Source organism: Microbacterium sp. MEC084 (assembly GCF_004514465.2).
GTDB lineage: Bacteria > Actinomycetota > Actinomycetes > Actinomycetales > Microbacteriaceae > Microbacterium.
Genome location: NZ_MYFP02000027.1, coordinates 1 through 18,657, shown reverse-complemented (window position 1 = coordinate 18,657; position 18,657 = coordinate 1). Strand labels below are relative to the sequence as shown.

The following is an 18,657-nucleotide window of genomic DNA, read 5'->3' as shown; positions in this document are numbered from 1 at the left end:
TGCTGACCCCCTGCCGGTCGCCGGCGTCGACCTGCGCCTGCCGCACCCACCGGCGCAAGCTCTCAGCGCCGAAACCGAGCCGCTTCGACACCGTCTCGCACGCGGTCGTGAGGTTCGGGTACTCATCGAGGTGATCGAGCACGAGCCGGATAGCGCGCTGCTTCGTCTCCTCCGGAATCCTCTTCGGCATGATCATCATCTTCCTTCCAGACTCGAAAGGAAGCGGCATCAAACCGGGGACGGTTCAGATCCGCCAGCGCGGGCCCTGGAGGACGGTCGAGCAGGTCGAGCTTGCGACGCTCGAATGGGTGTGGTGGTGGAACCACCAACGTCTCCATGGCGAGCTCGGCATGCGCACCCCGGCCGAGGTCGAGGACGCGTACTACGCTGACCTCGGATCAGCCTCCCCGGCGACCGCCGGACAGGGAAACCGATAGGAACGAAACCCAGGCCGGTTCAGTTCGATCGGCTGCTGGACTACGTCGACCAGAAGCTGCCCGACGCGTTCGAGCACCTCGACACCGCCCGGGCCGACATCCTCGCCTTCACCGGGTTCCCAGATGGCCTCTGGCAGCAGATCTGGTCCAATAGTCCGAACGAGCGGCTCAACTGTGAGATCCGCCGCCGCACCGACTCGGTGGGCATCTTCCCGAACCGGGACGCGATCATCCGCCTCGTCGGCGCGGTGCTCGCCGAGCAGACCGACGAATGGGCCGAAGGCCGCCGCTACCTCGGCCTCGACATCCTCGCCAAAAGCAGGCTCACCCTCGTCGCTGACAACAGCCCCGAGGAGGTGACCGACACCAACCTCGAACTCAGCGCCTGAACCATCAACACGAAGGACCGAGCGCTACACCACCACCAGGGACTTGACCGCCCAGCGGGGCCGGCGCGCGGCGGGAGGCCGTCGTCGTCACCGCTTGGCGGAGATCCAGAGCCACCGAGCCGGCCGGGCGCCGGTGTTCGCGTACGAGTGCGGCAGGCGCGGGTCGATCACGAGCGAGTCCCCCGCGCCGAGACGGTGCACCGTGCCGTCGAGAGTGAACTCCAACTCGCCCTCGAGCACGAAGATGCACTCCTCGTCCTCCGGATGAGTGTATGAGTGGACGCGCGAGCGTCGCCCCGGCTCGAGCATCGCCTCCAGCACCTGGATGGTGCGGGTCGTCTCGGGAGTCACGTATCGGTCCCGATAGACGCCCGAGCCTCCAGACAGCTGCTCAGCAGGGGAGGAGGCGTCCGGCACCTCACGCACGATGGCCTGCATCGGCACGTTTAGCGATCCGGCGATGCGCATGAGCGAGTCGAACGACGGTTCCGATATCCCTCGTTCGACGAGCGAGAGGAAGCTGACGGAGAGACTCGTGTCGGCCGCGATCGACGCCAGAGTGCGTCCCGCAGCCTTCCGGAGCTTGCGGATCCGGTCGCCGTCGACGTGCATCGAGCGTTCCCCCATCCTTCCCCGATCATACGGCTGGAGCGGCTTTGCCGAACCTGGCGTGAGACCGCCCGCGGCGATCACGCCTTCTCTCGGAGTCGTTCGACGCCCACGGCCAGAATGAGGACGGCCCCGATGACGATCTCCTGGATATAGCTCGCCACGTGAAGGAGGTTCATGCCGTTGCTCAGCACGCCGAGGAACAGCACGCCCAGAAGCACGCGCCAGACGATGCCCTCGCCGCCGAACAACGACGTGCCGCCGAGCACGGCCGCCGCGATGGACAGCATCACGTAGCTGCCCCCTACCGACGCCTCGCCCGAACCGAGCCGCGACGTCAGCAGCAGCCCGGCGATCGCGGAGAGCGTCCCACAGACGACGAAGGCCAGGATCAGGGTGCCCTTCACGTTGATGCCCGCGACGCGAGCGGCCTCGGCATTCCCGCCGACCGCGTACATGTTGCGCCCCGCGGGAACGCGCGTCATGAACAGCGTGACGAGCAGAAGCAGGAGGGCGGCGACGATGACGGGCACAGGGATTCCTGCGACTGCGCCGGTGCCCAGCACGTCCATGAGGGAGAAGGGAACTCCCGTGATGGGGGCACCCTTCGTGATCAGCAACGCGACGCCGGTGAGGATCGAGGTCGTTCCGAGCGTCGTCATGAACGACGGCACGCGCCAGACTGCCACGATCAGTCCGTTGAAGAGGCCGACCGCCACGCCGACGGCGATCGCTATGCCGACGCCCGCGACGAGAGCCAGCGGCCCTTCGCCGATCGCAGCGGTGGCCGAAGCCACAATCACGGACGTGAACGCGACCGTCGCGCCGACGGAGAGGTCGAGCTGAGCGTTGATCAGCACCACCATCTGTCCGAGCGCGATGAGCAACAGGAAAACGGATTGGCGAGCGACGTTGATGATGTTGCCAGATTCCAGGAAGCGAGGTTCCAGGATGGCGAACGCCACGCCCAGCGCGAGCACGAGGAGAGGCAGCATCAGAAGCATGAGCCGATTGGCGACGCGCGTGCGCGCGACCGCCACAGCGATGCGCTGCGTGACCGTCTGGCGGTCGGGTCCGGTGGAGAGAGCAGTCATGTCAGTTCCTCTTCGGGAAGGGAGTTCAGAAGAATCGTTCGGCGATCGCCTGTTCGGTGATCTCGTCGCCGCGCAACTCGCCGCGGATGCGCCCCTCGGCCACGACGTAGACGCGGTCACTGATGCCGATGAGCTCGGTGAGGTCGGACGAGACGACGACCACCCCGGCGCCGCCGCGCGCAGTGCTGTCGATCTGCGCGTACACATCGGCCTTCGCTCCCACATCGATGCCCACGGTCGGCTCGTCGAACACGTGGACCACGGCTTGACGCAGGAGCCCTCGGGCGATGAGCGCCTTCTGCTGATTGCCCCCCGAGTACAGCAGCGCATGGCGAGTCACGTCGGCGGGACGCAGAGCGAGCCGTTCCGTGAGCTCCTCGGCGCGCCGCCGTTCGGCCCGCCTGTCGATCAGCCCGAAGCGGGTCAGCCCGGCGGAGCCGAGCGCCCCGAGAGTGACCGACTCATAGAGCGGCCGGCGCAGCACGAGCCCCTCCCGACGGCGGTCGGAGGGGTAGTACATCAGGCCCGCCTTGAGCATCCCGGAGATCGTGCGGGCGCCGCAGGGCTTCCCTCCGATGAGAACGGTGCCCGATCTCGCAGGCTGCAGCCCAGCGAGCGTGCGGGCCAGCTCCGACTTTCCGGACCCGATCAGGCCTGCTATCCCCACCACCTCTCCGGCGTGGACGACCAAGCTCGCGTCGTGGACGCCGACGGCGCTGAGATTCGCGACTTCGAGCACGGCGGGACCGGTCGCTCCCGGGGTGTGCGCGTAGAGCTGCCCCGCCGGTCGGCCGATCATCGCCTCGACGAGCGCATCCGCTCCGACGGGGGCGGTGTGCGTGGCCACGTGAACGCCGTCACGCAGCACTGTGACGACGTCGGCGATGTCCAGCACTTCGTGCATGCGGTGGCTCACGTAGATCACACCGACGCCTTCGCCTGCCAATCGGCGCACGATGTCGAGCAGACGGCGGCTCTCTGACTCGCCGAGGGACGCCGTCGGCTCATCGAGGATGAGGAGGCGGGCCTCGCCGATCAGCGAGCGCGCGATCTCGATCAGCTGCTGCTCGGAGCGGGACAGCCTGCCCGCGCGCGCGTCGACATCCAGGTCGACGCCGAGCCTGGAGAGGACTGCCCGCGCCTCATCGCGCATGCGGCGTCGATCGATCAGGCCGGCCACCGTCGGAGTGGAGCCCAGCGTGATGTTCTCGGCGACGCTCATGTGTGGCGCGATGTGCAGCTCTTGGAACACCGTGCGGATTCCGAGGTCCGTGGCCTGCGTCGGCGAATCGAATCTCACCGGTCGGCCGTCGAAGAGGATCTCGCCGGAGCTGGGAGCATGCAGTCCGCTGAGCGCCTTGATCAGAGTGGACTTGCCAGCCCCGTTCTCGCCCATGACGGCGTGAACCTGCCCGGCCAGCACCTTCAAGGAGACGTCGCTGAGCGCGATGAACGGGCCGAACGCCTTCGACAGGCCCCGCAGCTCGAGCAGAGCGCTCACTCGCCGGCCTTCCCGGCGGTGAAGACCTCTACCCCCGCGCGGTGAACCGCGAGCGTCTCCGTCGCCGCGATGCCGTCTGTGGAGGAGTGGACGGGGTCGCGTCCGACGATGACCAGGTCGGCTTCCTTGCCCGCCTCCAGGCTGCCGAGCCGGTCAGATGCGCCGAGGGCGCGAGCGGCGTCGAGCGTGTGTGCTCGGAGCGCCTCCTCGACGCTGATCGCTTCCGTCGGCTCGACCTCGACGTCCCAGAAGCTGCGACGCGCGACTGCGCTCCAGATCGTGTGCCACGGATTAGTAGCGTCGATGTCGCCCCCGACCGCCACGTCCGAGCTGAAGGCGGGCGCCACGGCCGCGTCGAGGATGGTGCGCAGCGGCACGCGCCCGTTGACGCCGTGGCCGGGAAAGAGCATCGGCAGATAGTCGCCGATGAAGTTCGACAGGAACCCCGGCTGCAGCACGGGGACGACGCCGGTCGCCTTCCACGCATCGATGTCGGCCACATCCTCCAGCACGTTCCCGAGGTGCTCCACGCGCACGTCGATCCGGTGCGGGAAGGCGCTCAGCGCCTTCAGGACCTCCGCCTGGGCACGAGTGCCGTTGGTGTGCAGGGCGACCTGGATGTCCCTCTCGGCGGCCAGGCCGAAAGCGTGCAGCAGCTCGTCTCGGCTCTTGTTGAGCCGGCCTCGGTACCCGGGGCGCGGCGAGTGATCCGGGCTGTACGGCTGCAGACTCGCGGCGTTGCGCGCGGAGTACCCGCCGTCGACGAACATCTTCACTCCCTGTGCCCAGAGGCGTCCGGGTGAGCCTGTGAAGCCCGCGACCCAGTCGAAGGCCTCGTCGACCGGTCGGAATCCCGGCGCGATGGCATACAGCGCGACGCGGCAGGCCGCGCTCTCGTCTGCGGCGAGGCCCTCCAACGCGCCGAGCTGCGCGTCGGACTCCAGCATCTCTCCGACGGTGACCACCCCGTTGGCGAGGTAGTCCGCCGCGTACCGCTCTCGCACCCACGCCGTCGTCTCCTCGCGAGAAGGCGCCGGGATAGGCAGGTGCCCGTCGACTTCCGCGACGTACCCGCTCGGGTTGCCGTCGTTGTCCACCCCGACGACGGGACTGCCCCAGAGCCCCATGCCGGCCTGAAGGAAGCGTTCGACGCGTGCGGCACGCAGCGCCGCCGTGTTCAGGATCGACACATGCCCGCCGCAGTGGATCACGATGGGGTGACGGGTCGAGACCGCGTCGAGCTCGCTTCGCGTCGGGAAGCGGCGCTCGGCGAGCTTCTGATCGAAGAAGAGATTGCCGTACCCGATCACCCATTCGCCCTCAGGCGTCTCACGCGCTCGGTCGCGCAGCGCGTCGGTGACATCGGCGATGCCCGTGCAGCGCGGAACCCGGCAGTCGACCCCGCGAGCGGTAGCGACCGCGTACTGCGTCAGGTGCACGTGGGGGTCGACGAAGGCGGGCAGAGCGGCTCCGTCGCGGGGCACGTCGATGACGGGCACACCGCGTGAGATGAGCTCATCCGCGAGCCCGGCGTCGCCGACCGCGGCGATCTGCGAGCCGCGTACGTGCAGCGCCTCGACGACACCATGAGGTCCCATCGTGCGGATCGTCCCCCGCACGACGTACTCGGTCTTCTGCATGACGGGAGCCATCCCGGATCAGCGAGTCGACTCGACGACCGAGACGGGCTGCCAGCCCTCCGGCGCGAAGCTGCCCGTCGCGTCGAAGGACTCGACGTTGTCGGAGCCGCCTTCGGCAGAGCCGCAGATCAGCAGCGGCTCCGGGGAGAAGCGTGTGGGCGGCTCGGCGAGAACCTCCTGCTCGAGGAGCCGTACGGCAAGGTCGACCGACATCTGACCGATGAGACTCGACTGCTCTGACGGTCCGCAGTTCGCACGACCGGCCGACATCAGCTTCACGGTCTCGGGGGTGACGTACGTGCCGTACAGCGCGACCTGCTCGGTGCGTCCCTGCTCTGCGAGCACGGCGACCGCGGACTCGACCATGACGGCGTTGCCCACCAGGGCATCGATGTCGGGATTCGCGGACAGGACATCCTCGATCAGGCCGAGCTGCACCTCTTTGCCGGTGTCGCCGTACTTGACGTCGACGATCTCGACGTCGCTGCCCTCGATCGCCTCCTGGAACCCGAGCAGCGAGCGCTCTGCCCAGCCTGCGCCGGCCGGTCCTGGCAGCACAGCCACCTTGAGCGGCTCAGCGCTCTCGGCGAGATGCGTCCCGATCACGCCGCCCATGTCGACATAGTCCTGCAGAACCCGACCGGGCACGTCCGGGAGGGAGAACCCGTTGCCGACGTCGACGACCGTGATGCCCGCATCCATCGCACGCTGCACGGCCTGGTTGACCGAGTCGTAGCTGACAGCGCTGACGAGGATCGCGTCGGCGTCGGAGCTGACGCAGTCCTCGATCTGGGAGACCTGCTTGGAGAGGTTCTCGTAGCCGCCCGCGTCGACCACCGAGAGGTTCACGTCGAGCCGCTGTGCCTGGAGCACGAGCCCGTAGTCGACGCCCACCCACGTGGAGTCCTTCAGGTGCGGGATCACGGCGCAGAGGCGCCACGGCGCGGTCACGTTCTCGGCGTCGAGCGAGGTGTATTCGGTCGCCTCGCTCGGGCCTGTGCAGCCTGCCGGGTCCACATCGTCCGACGAGCAGTCGGTCACAAGGGCTGGGACGGTCCAGGAGTCGCCGCTGATGGGCTCCTCGCTGGCCGTCCCGCCTTCCTGCGAGCAGGCGCTGAGTGACACGGCGGCGAGTGCCGCCAGCAAGAGGGCGGGCTGTGTGCGATTCATGGTGGAGCTCCTTCAGTCGTTGTCCATCGGACGAATGCGTTTGGGTGCAGCTCGAAGAAGACGGATCAGGGGACGCGCACGTGGCCAGCGGGGTAGTGCTCGGCGGCGAAGTTGATGGCGCCCTGCACCCTGCGGGACGAGGCGAACCGCTTGACGAGGGTGGAGCGGATGTCGAGCAGCGGACGCGGCCAGTGCGTTCCCACGCGGCCGTAGATGCGCGAGTACTTCTGCACACCGTCAGCGATCGGCCGCATCTGCGCTTCCCACGAGCGCAGGGCCATGTCGAGATGACGGGAGTTCGAGGCATGCACGGCGAGCGAGACGGCGTTGGTCATGGCGACGCACGCCGCCTGGCCGAGGTTCGGCGACATCGCGTGGGCGGCGTCGCCCACGAGCACCGTCCTCCCGGCGCGCCAGGAGCTGACCGTGACGTCGTGGAAGGGCGCCCAACGCCCCTCCGTGTCGGTGGGGATCCGCTCGAGCTGCGAGCGGAACTCGGGGAAGGACTCAAGCCAGGTGCCGGGGCTGAAGGGCTGCTGGTCTCGTCCGTCGTGGTCATCCGCGGGGCAGCAGAGGAAGATGTATGTCTCGTCGGGTGAGCAGGGGACGATGCCGATGCGGCGACCGCCGTTCCATTGCTCGATCGTGCGTCCGACGGGGTCATCGGCCGTTCGGGGGACGATGTGCCTCCCGCCGCCATCCCGAAGATCGACCAACGAGGTGCGGAGCCCGAGGGCGTCGCGCACCTTCGAGAACACGCCGTCTGCTCCGATGGCGAGATCTGCTCGATACTCGGTTCCGTCCGCGCCGACGAGCGTTCCGTTCGGGAAGGCGCCGGTGATGGGGGAGTCGGTCACGATCTCCACGCCGAGCCGCCTGGCGTTGTCGACCAGCGAACGGTGGAGGTGTCGTCGACCGACCGTGACCAGGCGGTGGTTCTGCAGCCACTCCTCCTGGAGCGTCTGGCCGCGGTGGTCGCGCAGCAGCGGTTCCTCGACCCACTCGCCTTCGGCGACGACCGTGTCGTACGCCCCGATCTCCTCGAGCGCTCGAAGACCGTTCTCCCACAGGTAGATGCCGGCGCCGATCTCTCGCAGCTCGGATGACTTCTCGTGCACTCGCACGGACCATCCGGCTTTGGCGAAAGCGGCTGCGGCCGTCAGTCCCGACAGGCCGGCGCCGGCGATCTCGACATGGCTCATGCGCTCACTGCTCCTAAATTTCTAGTCAATATTGAGTAAAGTTTGACCTCGCGATCAAGATAGGGGCCCGGGTGGTGGGTGTCAAGCAATTTCTGAGCAGACACGAGATCGCACGGGCGGCGCGTGACGCGGGCAGAGCCACGCGCATCGCCCGTACGATCCTCATCCGGGGCGCCATCAGTCCGTGAGCGTGTACGCCCCTTCGTGGTGCACGGTGTCGATGCCGGCGATCTCGTCCTCGTTCTTCACGCGGAATCCGATCGTCTTCTCGATCGCGAAGCCGAGGATCCACGTGATGGCGAAGGAGTACGCGGCGACGCCGACCGACGCGATCACCTGCACGACCAGCTGGGAGAGGTCGCCGCCGGTGAACAGCCCCGTTCCCTGGGCGAAGAAGCCCAGGTACCAGCAGCCGAGGAAGCCGCCGACGCCGTGGATGCCGACCACGTCGAGCGAGTCGTCGAAGCCCAGCTTGTACTTCAGCTCGATGGCGAGGGCGCAGACGGCGCCTGCGATGAGGCCGAGCAGCAGGGCCCAGCCCGGGTCGAGCGCGGCGCACGCCGGCGTGATCGCGACGAGGCCGGCGATAGCGCCCGAACCCGCCCCGACCGCAGTGGCCTTGCCCTCCTTGACCTGCTCGACAAGCACCCAGCCGATGATGCCGGCGCAGCCCGCCACCAGTGTGTTGACGATGATCTCACCGGCGTCGACGTTGTCGGGCCCGAGCAGGCCGAAGGTGCCCTCTGCACCGGCGTTGAAGCCGAACCACCCGAAGAACAGGATGCCCACGCCGATCAGAGTCAGGGGCACGTTGTGCGGTTTGGCGACGCCCTTCGCGAAGTGAATGCGCTTGCCGAGCACAAGAGCGAGCGCGAGGGCGGCGGCGGCCGAGTTGATGTGTACGGCCGTGCCGCCGGCGTAGTCGATCGTGGAGGCCTCGAGGCCGAGGATCTCGCCGAGATCGAACACCCAGCCGCCCGCACCCCAGACCCAGCCGGCCACCGGGAAGTACGCGAACGATGCCCACAGGCCGGCGAACACCAGCCAGGAGCCGAACTTCGCGCGGTCGGCGATCGCGCCCGATACGAGAGCGGTGGTCGCGATCGCGAAGGTGGCCCCGTACGCCGCTGAGATCAGGGTGAAGCTGTCGAGGCCAGCGAGCGCGAAGTTCTCGGTGATTGGGTTGCCGGCGAACTGGAAGCCGGGGAACGAGCCGTCCTCGGCATCCGCGATCACCGACATGTTGAAGCCGTAGAGCACCCAGAGCATGCCGACGACGCCCATCGCGCCGACGCTGAGCATCATCATGCTGACGACGGACTTGGCCTTGACCATGCCGCCGTAGAAGAGCGCGATGCCGGGTGTCATGAAGACGACGAGGGCGGTCGCGACGATCGCCCAGGTGAACTGTCCGCTGTCCATGGATATGCCTCTCTCGTGGGGTTGCGCACACCGGGGGCGGTGTGTGCAACCAGGTTTACGGACAGGGAACTGAACCGGGTTTCGCGATGATGAAGTCCGTGTTTCGCGAACCACCGCGCATTTAACAGGGTTGTAACGCCCTCGAACACTGCGAGTCGCCGTGGGCGCGCTAACGTCAGGGAACACAATTCACTGGTGGTAAACTTGCCGCGAAGGAGAGATCGATGACCCTGCTCAGTCCACCGGCGACCGAGATGCTGGCGCCGACGCTCAGCCTGAAGGAGCGTGCCCTCGCCGATGACGTGCGGTTCATCCTCGCGCTGTTCGTCGACATGAACGGAAAGCCGTGCGCCAAGCTCGTGCCGATCTCGGCGGCCGACGAGCTGGAGGCCGGAGAGCTCGGATTCGCCGGCTTCGCGGCGGGCCTCGTCGGTCAGCGTCCGCACGACCCGGACCTCATCGCGGTCCCCGACATGGACTCGTACATGCCCGTGCCGTTCATTCGCGAGGGTCTCGCGATCGTGCACTGCGACCCGCACGTTAACGGCGAGCCCTGGCCCTATGCGCCGCGCGTCATCCTGAAGAACGCGCTGGCGGCGCTCGCCGAGCGCGGCTTCACGTGCAAGGTGGGCGCGGAGGTCGAGTACTTCCTGCTCGACAGGGACGACGATGGCCGCCTGATCACCGCCGACCGCCGCGACGGCGAGCGGGCGTGCTACGACGCGCGCGGCCTCACGCGGATGTACGAGCACCTCACCGCGGTCAGCGACGCCATGAACACCCTCGGCTGGGCGAACTACGCGAATGACCACGAGGATGCGTCCGGCCAGTTCGAGCAGAATTTCGCGTACGCGGACGCGCTCGTCACCGCCGATCGCGTCATCACTCTCCGCTACCTGATCAACGTGATGGCCGAGCAGCGTGGAATGACGGCGACGTTCATGCCGAAGCCGTTCACGGACCGCACGGGTAGCGGGCTGCACCTGCACCTGTCGCTGTGGCAGGACGGCAGCCCGGTCTTCCCGGACACCGAGGACGCTCGCGGCCTCGGCTTGTCCGGCACGGCGTACTCGTTCGTCGCCGGCGTGCTCGACCACGCGGCGGCCCTGCAGCTCTTCCTGGCGCCGAGCGTCAACTCCTACAAGCGCCGCGGCGCCACCACGAGCGCCTCGGGGGCGACGTGGTCGCCCCGCCGCGCGTCGTACGGGGGGAACGACCGCACCCACTTCATCCGCGTGCCCGACGGCAACCGCGTCGAGCTGCGCGCGGGCGACGGCTCCGCGAACCCCTACCTCGCCATCGCCACCACGCTGTTCGCCGGCATCGACGGCCTCGACCGGCGGGCCGACCCGGGAGACCCGTGCGGGCCCGGCGAGTTCCGGGAGGACTCGGCCGAGCTGCCGCGCACGCTGCTGCACGCTGTCGACGCGCTGCGCGACGACGACAGGCTGCTTTCCGCCGTGGATGGCGGCCGCGGCGTGGGCGCGTACTTCGCCGACGCGAAGGAAGAGGAGTTCCTGCGCTGGCACAACACCGTCAGCGACTGGGAGATCGACCACTACCTCACCGCGTACTGACACGCGGAGAAGACGACAGGAGAAAGACATGTGCGGTATCGCTGCGTTGCAGATCCGCAACCCGTGGCTGCGTGACAGCCTGGGGCGGCTCATGCACGGAATGCTCTGCGAGATCGTCGACCGGGGGCCGGATTCGGCCGGTCTCGCGCTGTATGGCTCGGAGCGGCTGACGCCATCGGGCACCGCGACCGTGACCGTCCTCGACGCGGGTTTCGCCGCAGACGAGCTCGCCGAGCGCCTCGCCGGCGTGCTGCCCGGTGGCAGCGACGTCGCGGTGACGGACTACGCGGAGTCGACGCTCATCAACGCGAAGGTCGAGCCCGCAGTGCTCGAGGCCGCAGTCGCCGAGGTCCTCCCCGAGGGCCACGTCATCGGGCGCGGCGAGCACGTCGCCGTGCTGAAGGGCGTCGGGCACCCGGTCGAGCTGGCCGAGGTCTACCGGCTCACGAGCGCCGGTGGCGTGCAGGGCCTCTCGCACACGCGCATGGCCACGGAGTCGGCGGTCACCGCCGGCGGCGCCCATCCGTTCACGGTGTCCGAGGACCTCTGCCTCGTGCACAACGGCTCGTTCAGCAACCACGCGTCCATCCGGCGCATGCTGCGCCGTCAGGGCGTCGAGTTCGACAGCGAGAACGACTCGGAGGTGGGCGCGCGATACATCGCCTGGCGGATGGCGCAGGGCGACGACCTCAAGACGGCACTGGAGAACCTCGGTGAGGTCTTCGACGGCTTCTACACGCTCGTCGTCACCACCGCCGACGGCATGGCCGTGGTTCGCGACCCCATCGCCTGCAAGCCCGCGATCATCGCGGAGACGGACGACTGGGTCGCCATGGCATCGGAGTACCGCGCGCTCGCGGAGCTGCCCGGCATCGAGAGCGCCCGCATCTTCGAGCCCATCCCCGGCGTCGTCTACACCTGGCACGTCGACGCCCCGCCGACGGCCGACGCCGGGCCGGCCGCCGACGCCCTCGTCGCGGAAGGAGCGACCCGATGACCACCCTGACCCCGATCGACGCCCGCACGACGGAGGCGACCGTCGTCGACCTGTCGACCGCGACCGTGCGGGAGCTCAACCAGCGGCTCCACGACGCGGCCGACGGCACGGCGTGGATCGTCGAGCACCCCGCGGGCCAGCACAACATCGCCGCGGGCATCGACCGCGAGCTCGACGTCACGATCGAGGGGAACGTCGGCTACTACTTCGCCGGGATGCACCAGCGCGGCACCGTCAAGGTGCGCGGCAGCGCGGGCGTGGGGCTGGCGGAGAACATCATGTCGGGCGTCGTGCACGTGACCGGAGACGCGTCCCAGTCGACCGGCGCGACCGGGCACGGGGGGCTCGTGGTCGTCGACGGCAACACGGGCGCCCGGTGCGGCATCTCGATGAAGGGCGTCGACATCGTCGTGGGCGGCAGCATCGGCCACGCGTCGGCGTTCATGGCGCAGGCCGGCCGGCTGGTGGTCTGCGGCGACGCGGGCGACGCGCTCGGCGACTCCATCTACGAGGCCCGGATCTACGTCCGCGGCGAGGTCGCGTCGCTCGGGGCGGACTGCATCGAGAAGGCGATGCGCGAGGAGCACCTCGCCGAGCTCGGCGAGCTGCTGCGGCGCGCGGGCCGCACCGAGGATCCGTCCGAGTTCCGTCGCTACGGATCCGCGCGCGACCTCTACCACTTCAAAGTCGACAACGCCGGCGCGTACTGAGCCGAAAGGGAAGCAGCATGACTCTCGACCTCGCCACCCAGGACGTCGCCGCCCCGGCCCGCACCGCACAGGATCTCGCAGCACTCGGCCTGCGCGAGTCTGCCACGTTCGACCGGGCCACGATCCACGACATCCAGCGCGCCGCGGCCACCGGCATCTACGACATCCGCGGCTGGGGGGCCAAGCGCCCGCTCCCGCACTTCGACGACCTGCTCTTCCTCGGGGCGAGCATGTCGCGGTATCCGCTCGAGGGATACCGCGAGAAGTGCGGCACGGATGTCACGCTCGGCACCCGCCACGCGAAGAACCCCGTGCAGCTCGACATCCCGGTCACGATCGCGGGCATGAGCTTCGGCGCCCTGTCGGCCAACGCCAAGGAGGCTCTGGGGCGCGGCGCGAGCGCCGTGGGCACCTCGACGACCACGGGCGACGGCGGCATGACGCCGGAGGAGCGCGGACAGTCGAAGAACCTCGTCTACCAGTACCTGCCGTCGCGCTACGGCATGAACCCCGATGACCTGCGCAAGGCGGATGCGATCGAGGTCGTGCTCGGTCAGGGCGCCAAGCCCGGCGGTGGCGGCATGCTGCTCGGCCAGAAGATCACCGAGCGCGTCGCCGGCATGCGCACTCTCCCAGTCGGCATCGACCAGCGCTCGGCGAGCCGGCATCCGGACTGGACCGGGCCCGACGACCTGACGGTGAAGATCGCCGAGCTGCGCGAGATCACCGATTGGCGTGTGCCGATCTACGTGAAGATCGGCGCCTCCCGTCCATACTACGACACGGCGCTCGCCGTGAAGGCCGGCGCGGACGTCGTGGTGCTCGACGGCATGCAGGGCGGCACGGCCGCCACGCAGCAGGTGTTCATCGAGCACGTCGGCATCCCGACGCTCGCGGCGATCGGCCCCGCCGTCGCCGCGCTCCAGGATCTGGGCATGCACCGCACGGGCGTGCAGCTCATCGTCTCGGGCGGCATCCGCACGGGCGCCGACGTCGCCAAGGCCATGGCGCTGGGCGCCGATGCGGTCGCGATCGGCACGGCCGCGCTCATCGCGCTCGGCGACAACGACCCGCGCTACGAGGAGGAGTACGCGAAGCTCGGCTCCGCGGCCGGCTTCTACGACGACTTCCAGGAGGGACGCGACCCCGCCGGCATCTCGACGCAGGATCCAGAGCTCTCGGCGCGGCTCGACCCGGTGGCCGCGGGACGCCGCCTCGCGAACTACCTGCGGGTGCTCACCCTCGAGGCGCAGACGATCGCCCGCGCGTGCGGCAAGTCACACCTGCGCAACCTCGAACCGGAGGACCTCGTGGCCCTCACGGTCGAGGCCGCGGCCATGGCGGGCGTGCCGCTGGCCGGCACGTCCTGGATCCCGGGACGCGCGTGAGCGTCGGGCCGGGCGCGGCGACGGGTGCGCCCGCCATCGTCTCGCCCGGCTCGGTCGTCGCCGAGCCGTGGGCCAACGGCCTCGGCATCACCCGCGTGCTCGCACGGCGCCTCGCGTGGCGGCTGAGCCTCGCCGAGATCCGCGGCCGCAGCGTGTTCTCGACGTTCCCCGACACCGACCGGCTGCTCGTCCTCGCCGGCGATCAGCAACTGACCCTTGCGATCGACGGCGCCGTGCACCGGCTCGATCCGGGTGACATGGTGCGCTTCCCGGGCGAGGCGCGCGTGATCCCGACCCCGACGAGCGCCGGAGCGCTGGTCGTCAACCTCATGACCCCACGGGTGCTGGCCCGGGGCGAGAGCCGCATCGCGCACGTCGACGGGTCGCTCCGGATCCCGGCCGACGATGTGGAGCCGGCCGTCGTCCTCACGACCGGGCTCTCGCTCGAGGGGGAGCGGCTTCCCGTCGGGACCGCGCTGCTGCCCGGCGCCGCCGCGACCCGCCGGCTCGAGGGGCGCGGCGTCGTCGCTCGCTTCTCGATCCATCCCGTCCCCGCCCCGCCCACCGCCTGAACCCGGGAGAGAAGATGCCCCCCACCTCCGTCGCCGTGATCGGAGCCGGCCTCGCCGGCGCGGCCGCCGCCTGGCAGCTGGCCCGTCGCGGGCACGACGTCGTCGTGCTCGAGCGCACCGAGCCAGCCAACCACTGGGGCAGCTCCCACGGGTCGGCGCGCATCTTCCGGTACGCCTACCCGGACCCGCTCTACACACGGCTCGTCGTCGAGTCGCGACACGGGTGGGACGAGCTCGAACGCGACGGCGGGGTGACGCTGATCTCACCCGCCGGGGCGATCGACCACGGCGACGCCCGCGATCCGGAGCGCCTCGCGCGGGTGCTGGCGGCGGCGGGCGTCGCGCACGAGCTCATCGACGTCGCGGAGGCCGCGGACCGCTGGGGCGGCATCGCGTTCGACGGGCCCGTGCTGTGGCACGAGGCCGCCGGCGTGATCGACGCGGAGAACGCGGTCCGCACGATGCTGCGTCTCGCCGAGGCCGCCGGAGCCGCCGTGCGCACGGGCTGGCAGGCCGCCGCCGTGTCGCCGCGCGGCGCGGGCTACGCGGTCGTGTCCACGACAGGCGAGGTCGTCGAGGCCGAGCAGGTCGTGGTGAGCGCGGGTGGTTGGCTGTCCGACCTGCTCGGCGGCCTCGGGCTGCCTCCCGAGCGTCTGGCAGCGTTCCCCGCGCTCGAGGTGCGGCAGGAGCAGGCGTTCCACTTCCCGTACCGCGACCCGCAGGATGTCTGGCCCACGATCATCCACAAGACCGCGCCGATCCAGGTGTACGCGCTGCCGGGAGGTCGCGACGCCGACTTCCGCGGGCAGAAGGTCGCCGAGTACAACGGTGGGCCCGTGATCCGCTCGGCCGCCTGGCACGACCGCGAAATCGACGTGGCGCGCCGCGAGCGGGTGATCGAGTACGTGCGGCGGAACCTGCCCGGTCTCGTGCCCGAGCCGTACGCCGAGACGACGTGCCTGTTCACGAACACCCCGGACGAGGAGTTCGTGATCGACAGGATCGACGGCATCTCGATCCTGTCGCCGTGCTCGGGCCACGGTGCGAAGTTCGCGCCCCTGATCGGCGAGTACGCGGCCCGGCTCGTGGAGGGCGACGGGACCGTGCCCGACCGGTTCCGTCCCCTCTCGGCGCGCGTCTCGAACGGGGCGCGCGCGTGAGCGTCGCGGGCATGCTCGCCGAGATCGCCCACATCGGCGCCGACCCTCGCGGCGGCTATTCGCGCCCCGGCTACGGCGACGAAGACCGAGAGCTGCGCGAGTGGTTCGTCGGCCACGCGCAGGCGCGCGGGCTCGACGTGCACCGCGACGGCAATGGCATCCTGTGGGCGTGGTGGCGCCCCGAGGGCAGCGCCGGCAAGGCGATCGTCACCGGCAGCCACCTCGACTCGGTGCCGGGCGGCGGCGGCTACGACGGGCCGCTCGGCGTCGCCTCCGCGCTCGCCGCGGTCGACGTGCTGCGCGCGCGGGGGACCACGCCGTCCCGGCCCCTCGCGCTGGCCGTGTTCCCGGAGGAGGAGGGGTCGCGGTTCGGGCTGGCGTGCCTCGGATCCCGGCTCATGGCGGGCGCCGTCGACCCGGAGCGGGCGCTCGCCCTGACGGACCGGGAGGGCGACACGCTCGCCGACGCAGTTGCGCGCGACGGGCTCGACCCACGCCATGTCGGGCTCGATCGGGCCGCGCTCGACGATACCGAGTGCTTCGTCGAGCTGCACGTCGAGCAGGGGCGCGGCCTCGTCGATCTCGGCCGTCCGATCGCGATCGGCGCCTCGATCCTCGGCCACGGGCGCTGGCGCGTCGTGGTCGGCGGGCAGGGCAACCACGCCGGCACCACGCTGATGGCGGACCGCCGCGACCCGATGGTCGCCGCGGCACGGCTCATCGTCGCGATCCGCGATCTCGCGCGCGGGGTGCCGGACGCGCGCGCCACCGTGGGACGCATCGAGCCGGTGCCCGGCGGCACAAACGTGATCGCGTCGCGGGTCGCCTTCTGGCTCGACGTGCGGCATCCGGACGACCTGGTCACCGCGGATCTCGTCACGCGCATCCGTGACGCCGTCGCGCTGATCGCGGCTGAGGAGGGCTGCGCCGCCGACGTGCGCGAAGAGTCGCTCAGCCCCACCGTGGACTTCGACCGGGCGCTGCGCGCCGACCTGCGTCGCGCGCTGCCGGACACACCCGAGCTCGGCACAGGCGCCGGCCACGACGCCGGCGTGCTGGCGGACGCGATCCCGACCGCGATGCTGTTCGTCCGCAACCCCACTGGCATCTCGCACTCGCCCGAGGAGCTCGTCGAGGACGCCGACGCCGAGACAGGCGCGGACGCGCTCGCCGACGTGCTCTCGGCCCTCGCAGGTCCGTCCGTATGATGGGCGGATGACCGTCACCGATGGGGCGCCCGGGGGCGTGCTCGAACCGGTCATCGCCGCGCAGGTGCGCCACTACCGCGCGGAGCTGGGGCTCTCGGCCGCCGAGCTCGCGGCGCGCACCGGGCTGTCGAAGGCGATGATCTCCCGCGTCGAGTCGGCGACCACGTCGTGCTCGCTCACGACACTGCAGCGCCTCGCGGAGGGGCTGCGCGTGCCGGTCACGGCGCTGTTCCGCGGCAGCGACAGCGATCGCGAGGCGTCGTTCACCAAAGCAGGGCAGGGCAGCGTCAGCGTGCGCAGCGGCACCCAGCACGGGCACCAATACCGGATGCTCGGTGTGCTGAAAGACGTTCCGGACGCGATCGAGCCGACCCTCGTCACCCTCACCGACGCATCAAACGTCTTTCCGCTGTTCCAGCACCCCGGCACCGAGTTCCTCTACATGCTCGAAGGCAGCATGGTCTACGGGCACGGCGGGTACGAGTACGAGATGGAACCCGGCGACTCCCTGCTGCTCGACGGCGAGGCCCCGCACGGACCCGTGGAGCTGCGGGAGCTGCCGATCAGGTTTCTCGCGATTCGCGATCGCTGAGACGCGTCCGGGCGTGCAAGAGGGAGCTCGGCGGGCGGCCGGCAGCTCGCGGCTTCAATCCGATCGGGCCGTCAAGCCACCACGGACTGCTCGAGCAGCGTTGCGATCTGAGCCTCGTCGTACCCGATGCTCTGCTCTTGCCGTGCGGCTGCGTCCGCGAACTCGGGTCGCGCGGTGAGGTCATCGATCTCGAGTGCCCGACAGATCGAGCCGAGTGGGTCGGGCTGGAAGAGGCCGACCACGGCGATCCACCCATTCGCCGTGCTGAGGCTTCCGACGAGATTGTCCCGCTCCCAGTGGATCTCGTGCCGACGCAGCATCCAGGCTGTGTACTCCTGCATCTGCTCGAACAGGGCCGTGTCGAGCAGCGATACGTCCACACGCTGTCCCAGCCCGGAGGCGCCCCGTTCGAGGAGTGCGAGGAGCACGCCCTGGACCATGGCCATTCCCGTGCCGAAGTCGATGAAGGGGATCGGATGGATCTGCGGCCGGCCGTCGGCGTCGCGATTGTGCCAGGTCGCGCCCGACACGGATTGCAGCACCATGTCCTGAATGCCGAGGTTCTGCCACGGCCCGTCCTCGCCGAACCCTGTGCCGGAGACGTAGATCAGGCGAGGATCGCGTTCGCGCAGCTGCTCGTAGTCGAGACCCAGGGCGTTGTCATACGAATCGCCGACCGTTCCGATCGAGGGTGTCGCGCCGATCTCCGCGAGGCGTTCACTGTAGCGAATCGACGTGAACTGAGAGCCCGCGTCGCTGTGACAGCGCAGATCGGCGTGGTGGCGTCCGCGGGACCAGCGGGCCATCTCGATCGCGTCGAGGACCATCTCGGTGCGCATGTGGGACGCGACCCGCCAGCCCACAATCATCCTGCTGAACGCGTCGACGATGAAGCACACGTAAGCGACGCCGGCCCAGGTGGGCACGAACGTCAGGTCCGTCACCCAGAGCCGGTTTGGTGCGGTCGCGGTGAACTCGCGCTTGACGAG

The 18,657-nt window shown here is 69.6% G+C and carries 16 protein-coding genes and 4 pseudogenes; 10 read left to right on the top strand and 10 right to left on the bottom strand.

What is annotated here, in order from left to right; genetic code table 11:
* A pseudogene (locus B5M43_RS13960) lies at nucleotides 1-190 on the bottom strand (IS3 family transposase); the annotation flags it as partial.
* A 70-nt stretch (nucleotides 191-260) separates the two neighbouring features.
* Between B5M43_RS13960 and B5M43_RS13955 the strand changes: the two are divergent.
* A pseudogene (locus tag B5M43_RS13955) lies at nucleotides 261-437 on the top strand (integrase core domain-containing protein); the annotation flags it as partial.
* A gap of 20 nt (nucleotides 438-457) precedes the next feature.
* A pseudogene (locus B5M43_RS13950) lies at nucleotides 458-826 on the top strand (transposase); the annotation flags it as partial.
* A gap of 87 nt (nucleotides 827-913) precedes the next feature.
* Here the strand turns inward: B5M43_RS13950 and B5M43_RS13945 are convergent.
* The 7 genes from B5M43_RS13945 to B5M43_RS13915 form a co-directional block, all read right to left on the bottom strand.
* On the bottom strand, nucleotides 914-1,453 hold the full coding sequence (locus B5M43_RS13945; protein ID WP_082543079.1) for an XRE family transcriptional regulator: 540 nt from the start codon (nucleotides 1,451-1,453) through the stop codon (nucleotides 914-916).
* Between the two features lie 62 nt (nucleotides 1,454-1,515).
* Nucleotides 1,516-2,529 (bottom strand): ABC transporter permease, encoded by a 1,014-nt coding sequence (locus B5M43_RS13940; protein ID WP_055990791.1) that lies wholly within the window; start codon nucleotides 2,527-2,529, stop codon nucleotides 1,516-1,518.
* A 25-nt stretch (nucleotides 2,530-2,554) separates the two neighbouring features.
* A complete protein-coding gene (locus B5M43_RS13935) occupies nucleotides 2,555-4,030 on the bottom strand; it encodes a sugar ABC transporter ATP-binding protein (RefSeq protein ID WP_055990794.1) in 1,476 nt (491 codons plus the stop codon).
* A complete protein-coding gene (locus B5M43_RS13930; protein ID WP_055990797.1) occupies nucleotides 4,027-5,670 on the bottom strand; it encodes an amidohydrolase in 1,644 nt (547 codons plus the stop codon). The genes B5M43_RS13935 and B5M43_RS13930 overlap by 4 nt, the downstream gene beginning before the upstream one ends.
* A gap of 18 nt (nucleotides 5,671-5,688) precedes the next feature.
* Complete coding sequence (torT, locus tag B5M43_RS13925) at nucleotides 5,689-6,840, bottom strand: TMAO reductase system periplasmic protein TorT (RefSeq protein ID WP_082543081.1); 1,152 nt, start codon at nucleotides 6,838-6,840, stop codon at nucleotides 5,689-5,691.
* A gap of 65 nt (nucleotides 6,841-6,905) precedes the next feature.
* Nucleotides 6,906-8,042 (bottom strand): NAD(P)/FAD-dependent oxidoreductase, encoded by a 1,137-nt coding sequence (locus tag B5M43_RS13920; RefSeq protein WP_055990800.1) that lies wholly within the window; start codon nucleotides 8,040-8,042, stop codon nucleotides 6,906-6,908.
* Nucleotides 8,043-8,219: 177 nt separating this feature from the next.
* Nucleotides 8,220-9,464 carry an ammonium transporter gene (locus B5M43_RS13915; protein WP_055990803.1) on the bottom strand — a complete coding sequence of 415 codons (1,245 nt, stop codon included), beginning with the start codon at nucleotides 9,462-9,464 and terminating at the stop codon, nucleotides 8,220-8,222.
* Between the two features lie 224 nt (nucleotides 9,465-9,688).
* Here B5M43_RS13915 and glnT point away from each other — a divergent pair, with 224 nt between their 5' ends.
* Genes glnT through B5M43_RS13875 form a run of 8 tightly spaced genes read left to right on the top strand, consistent with a single transcriptional unit; the run spans nucleotide 9,689 to nucleotide 17,668 of the window.
* Complete coding sequence (gene glnT / locus B5M43_RS13910) at nucleotides 9,689-11,041, top strand: type III glutamate--ammonia ligase (RefSeq protein WP_055990806.1); 1,353 nt, start codon at nucleotides 9,689-9,691, stop codon at nucleotides 11,039-11,041.
* Nucleotides 11,042-11,069: 28 nt separating this feature from the next.
* A complete protein-coding gene (locus B5M43_RS13905; protein ID WP_082543082.1) occupies nucleotides 11,070-12,038 on the top strand; it encodes a glutamine amidotransferase in 969 nt (322 codons plus the stop codon).
* Nucleotides 12,035-12,748, top strand: coding sequence for a protein glxC (locus B5M43_RS13900; RefSeq protein ID WP_134746886.1), 714 nt, complete (start codon nucleotides 12,035-12,037; stop codon nucleotides 12,746-12,748). The genes B5M43_RS13905 and B5M43_RS13900 overlap by 4 nt, the downstream gene beginning before the upstream one ends.
* Nucleotides 12,749-12,765: 17 nt before the next feature.
* Complete coding sequence (locus B5M43_RS13895) at nucleotides 12,766-14,136, top strand: FMN-binding glutamate synthase family protein (protein ID WP_082543083.1); 1,371 nt, start codon at nucleotides 12,766-12,768, stop codon at nucleotides 14,134-14,136.
* Nucleotides 14,133-14,708: a HutD family protein gene (locus tag B5M43_RS13890; RefSeq protein WP_167626819.1), complete on the top strand. Its 576-nt coding sequence runs from the start codon at nucleotides 14,133-14,135 to the stop codon at nucleotides 14,706-14,708. Before B5M43_RS13895 ends, B5M43_RS13890 begins: the two co-directional genes overlap by 4 nt.
* A 14-nt stretch (nucleotides 14,709-14,722) precedes the next feature.
* Nucleotides 14,723-15,868 carry an FAD-dependent oxidoreductase gene (locus B5M43_RS13885; RefSeq protein WP_055990816.1) on the top strand — a complete coding sequence of 382 codons (1,146 nt, stop codon included), beginning with the start codon at nucleotides 14,723-14,725 and terminating at the stop codon, nucleotides 15,866-15,868.
* 11 nt (nucleotides 15,869-15,879) lie between these two features.
* Nucleotides 15,880-17,076, top strand: coding sequence for an allantoate amidohydrolase (locus tag B5M43_RS13880; protein ID WP_055990828.1), 1,197 nt, complete (start codon nucleotides 15,880-15,882; stop codon nucleotides 17,074-17,076).
* Between the two features lie 7 nt (nucleotides 17,077-17,083).
* Nucleotides 17,084-17,668, top strand: a complete 585-nt coding sequence (locus B5M43_RS13875) for an XRE family transcriptional regulator (protein WP_134746890.1) — start codon at nucleotides 17,084-17,086, stop codon at nucleotides 17,666-17,668.
* 71 nt (nucleotides 17,669-17,739) lie between these two features.
* Here the strand turns inward: B5M43_RS13875 and B5M43_RS15470 are convergent, their stop codons facing one another.
* Nucleotides 17,740-18,321: a CoA transferase gene (locus tag B5M43_RS15470; RefSeq protein WP_374198171.1), complete on the bottom strand. Its 582-nt coding sequence runs from the start codon at nucleotides 18,319-18,321 to the stop codon at nucleotides 17,740-17,742.
* Nucleotides 18,315-18,657 (bottom strand): annotated as a pseudogene (locus tag B5M43_RS15465) (DDE-type integrase/transposase/recombinase); the annotation flags it as partial. The gene B5M43_RS15470 and the pseudogene B5M43_RS15465, both read right to left, overlap by 7 nt.

Coding starts and splice junctions, on each gene's coding strand:
- B5M43_RS13880 (WP_055990828.1), top strand. CDS start 15,880: ATGCTCGCCGAGATCGCCCACATCGGCGCCGACCCTCGCGGCGGCTAT.
- B5M43_RS13905 (WP_082543082.1), top strand. CDS start 11,070: ATGTGCGGTATCGCTGCGTTGCAGATCCGCAACCCGTGGCTGCGTGAC.
- torT (WP_082543081.1), bottom strand. CDS start 6,840: ATGAATCGCACACAGCCCGCCCTCTTGCTGGCGGCACTCGCCGCCGTG.
- B5M43_RS13920 (WP_055990800.1), bottom strand. CDS start 8,042: ATGAGCCATGTCGAGATCGCCGGCGCCGGCCTGTCGGGACTGACGGCC.
- B5M43_RS13895 (WP_082543083.1), top strand. CDS start 12,766: ATGACTCTCGACCTCGCCACCCAGGACGTCGCCGCCCCGGCCCGCACC.
- B5M43_RS13940 (WP_055990791.1), bottom strand. CDS start 2,529: ATGACTGCTCTCTCCACCGGACCCGACCGCCAGACGGTCACGCAGCGC.
- glnT (WP_055990806.1), top strand. CDS start 9,689: ATGACCCTGCTCAGTCCACCGGCGACCGAGATGCTGGCGCCGACGCTC.
- B5M43_RS13930 (WP_055990797.1), bottom strand. CDS start 5,670: ATGCAGAAGACCGAGTACGTCGTGCGGGGGACGATCCGCACGATGGGA.
- B5M43_RS13915 (WP_055990803.1), bottom strand. CDS start 9,464: ATGGACAGCGGACAGTTCACCTGGGCGATCGTCGCGACCGCCCTCGTC.
- B5M43_RS13875 (WP_134746890.1), top strand. CDS start 17,084: ATGACCGTCACCGATGGGGCGCCCGGGGGCGTGCTCGAACCGGTCATC.
- B5M43_RS13900 (WP_134746886.1), top strand. CDS start 12,035: ATGACCACCCTGACCCCGATCGACGCCCGCACGACGGAGGCGACCGTC.
- B5M43_RS13945 (WP_082543079.1), bottom strand. CDS start 1,453: ATGGGGGAACGCTCGATGCACGTCGACGGCGACCGGATCCGCAAGCTC.
- B5M43_RS13885 (WP_055990816.1), top strand. CDS start 14,723: ATGCCCCCCACCTCCGTCGCCGTGATCGGAGCCGGCCTCGCCGGCGCG.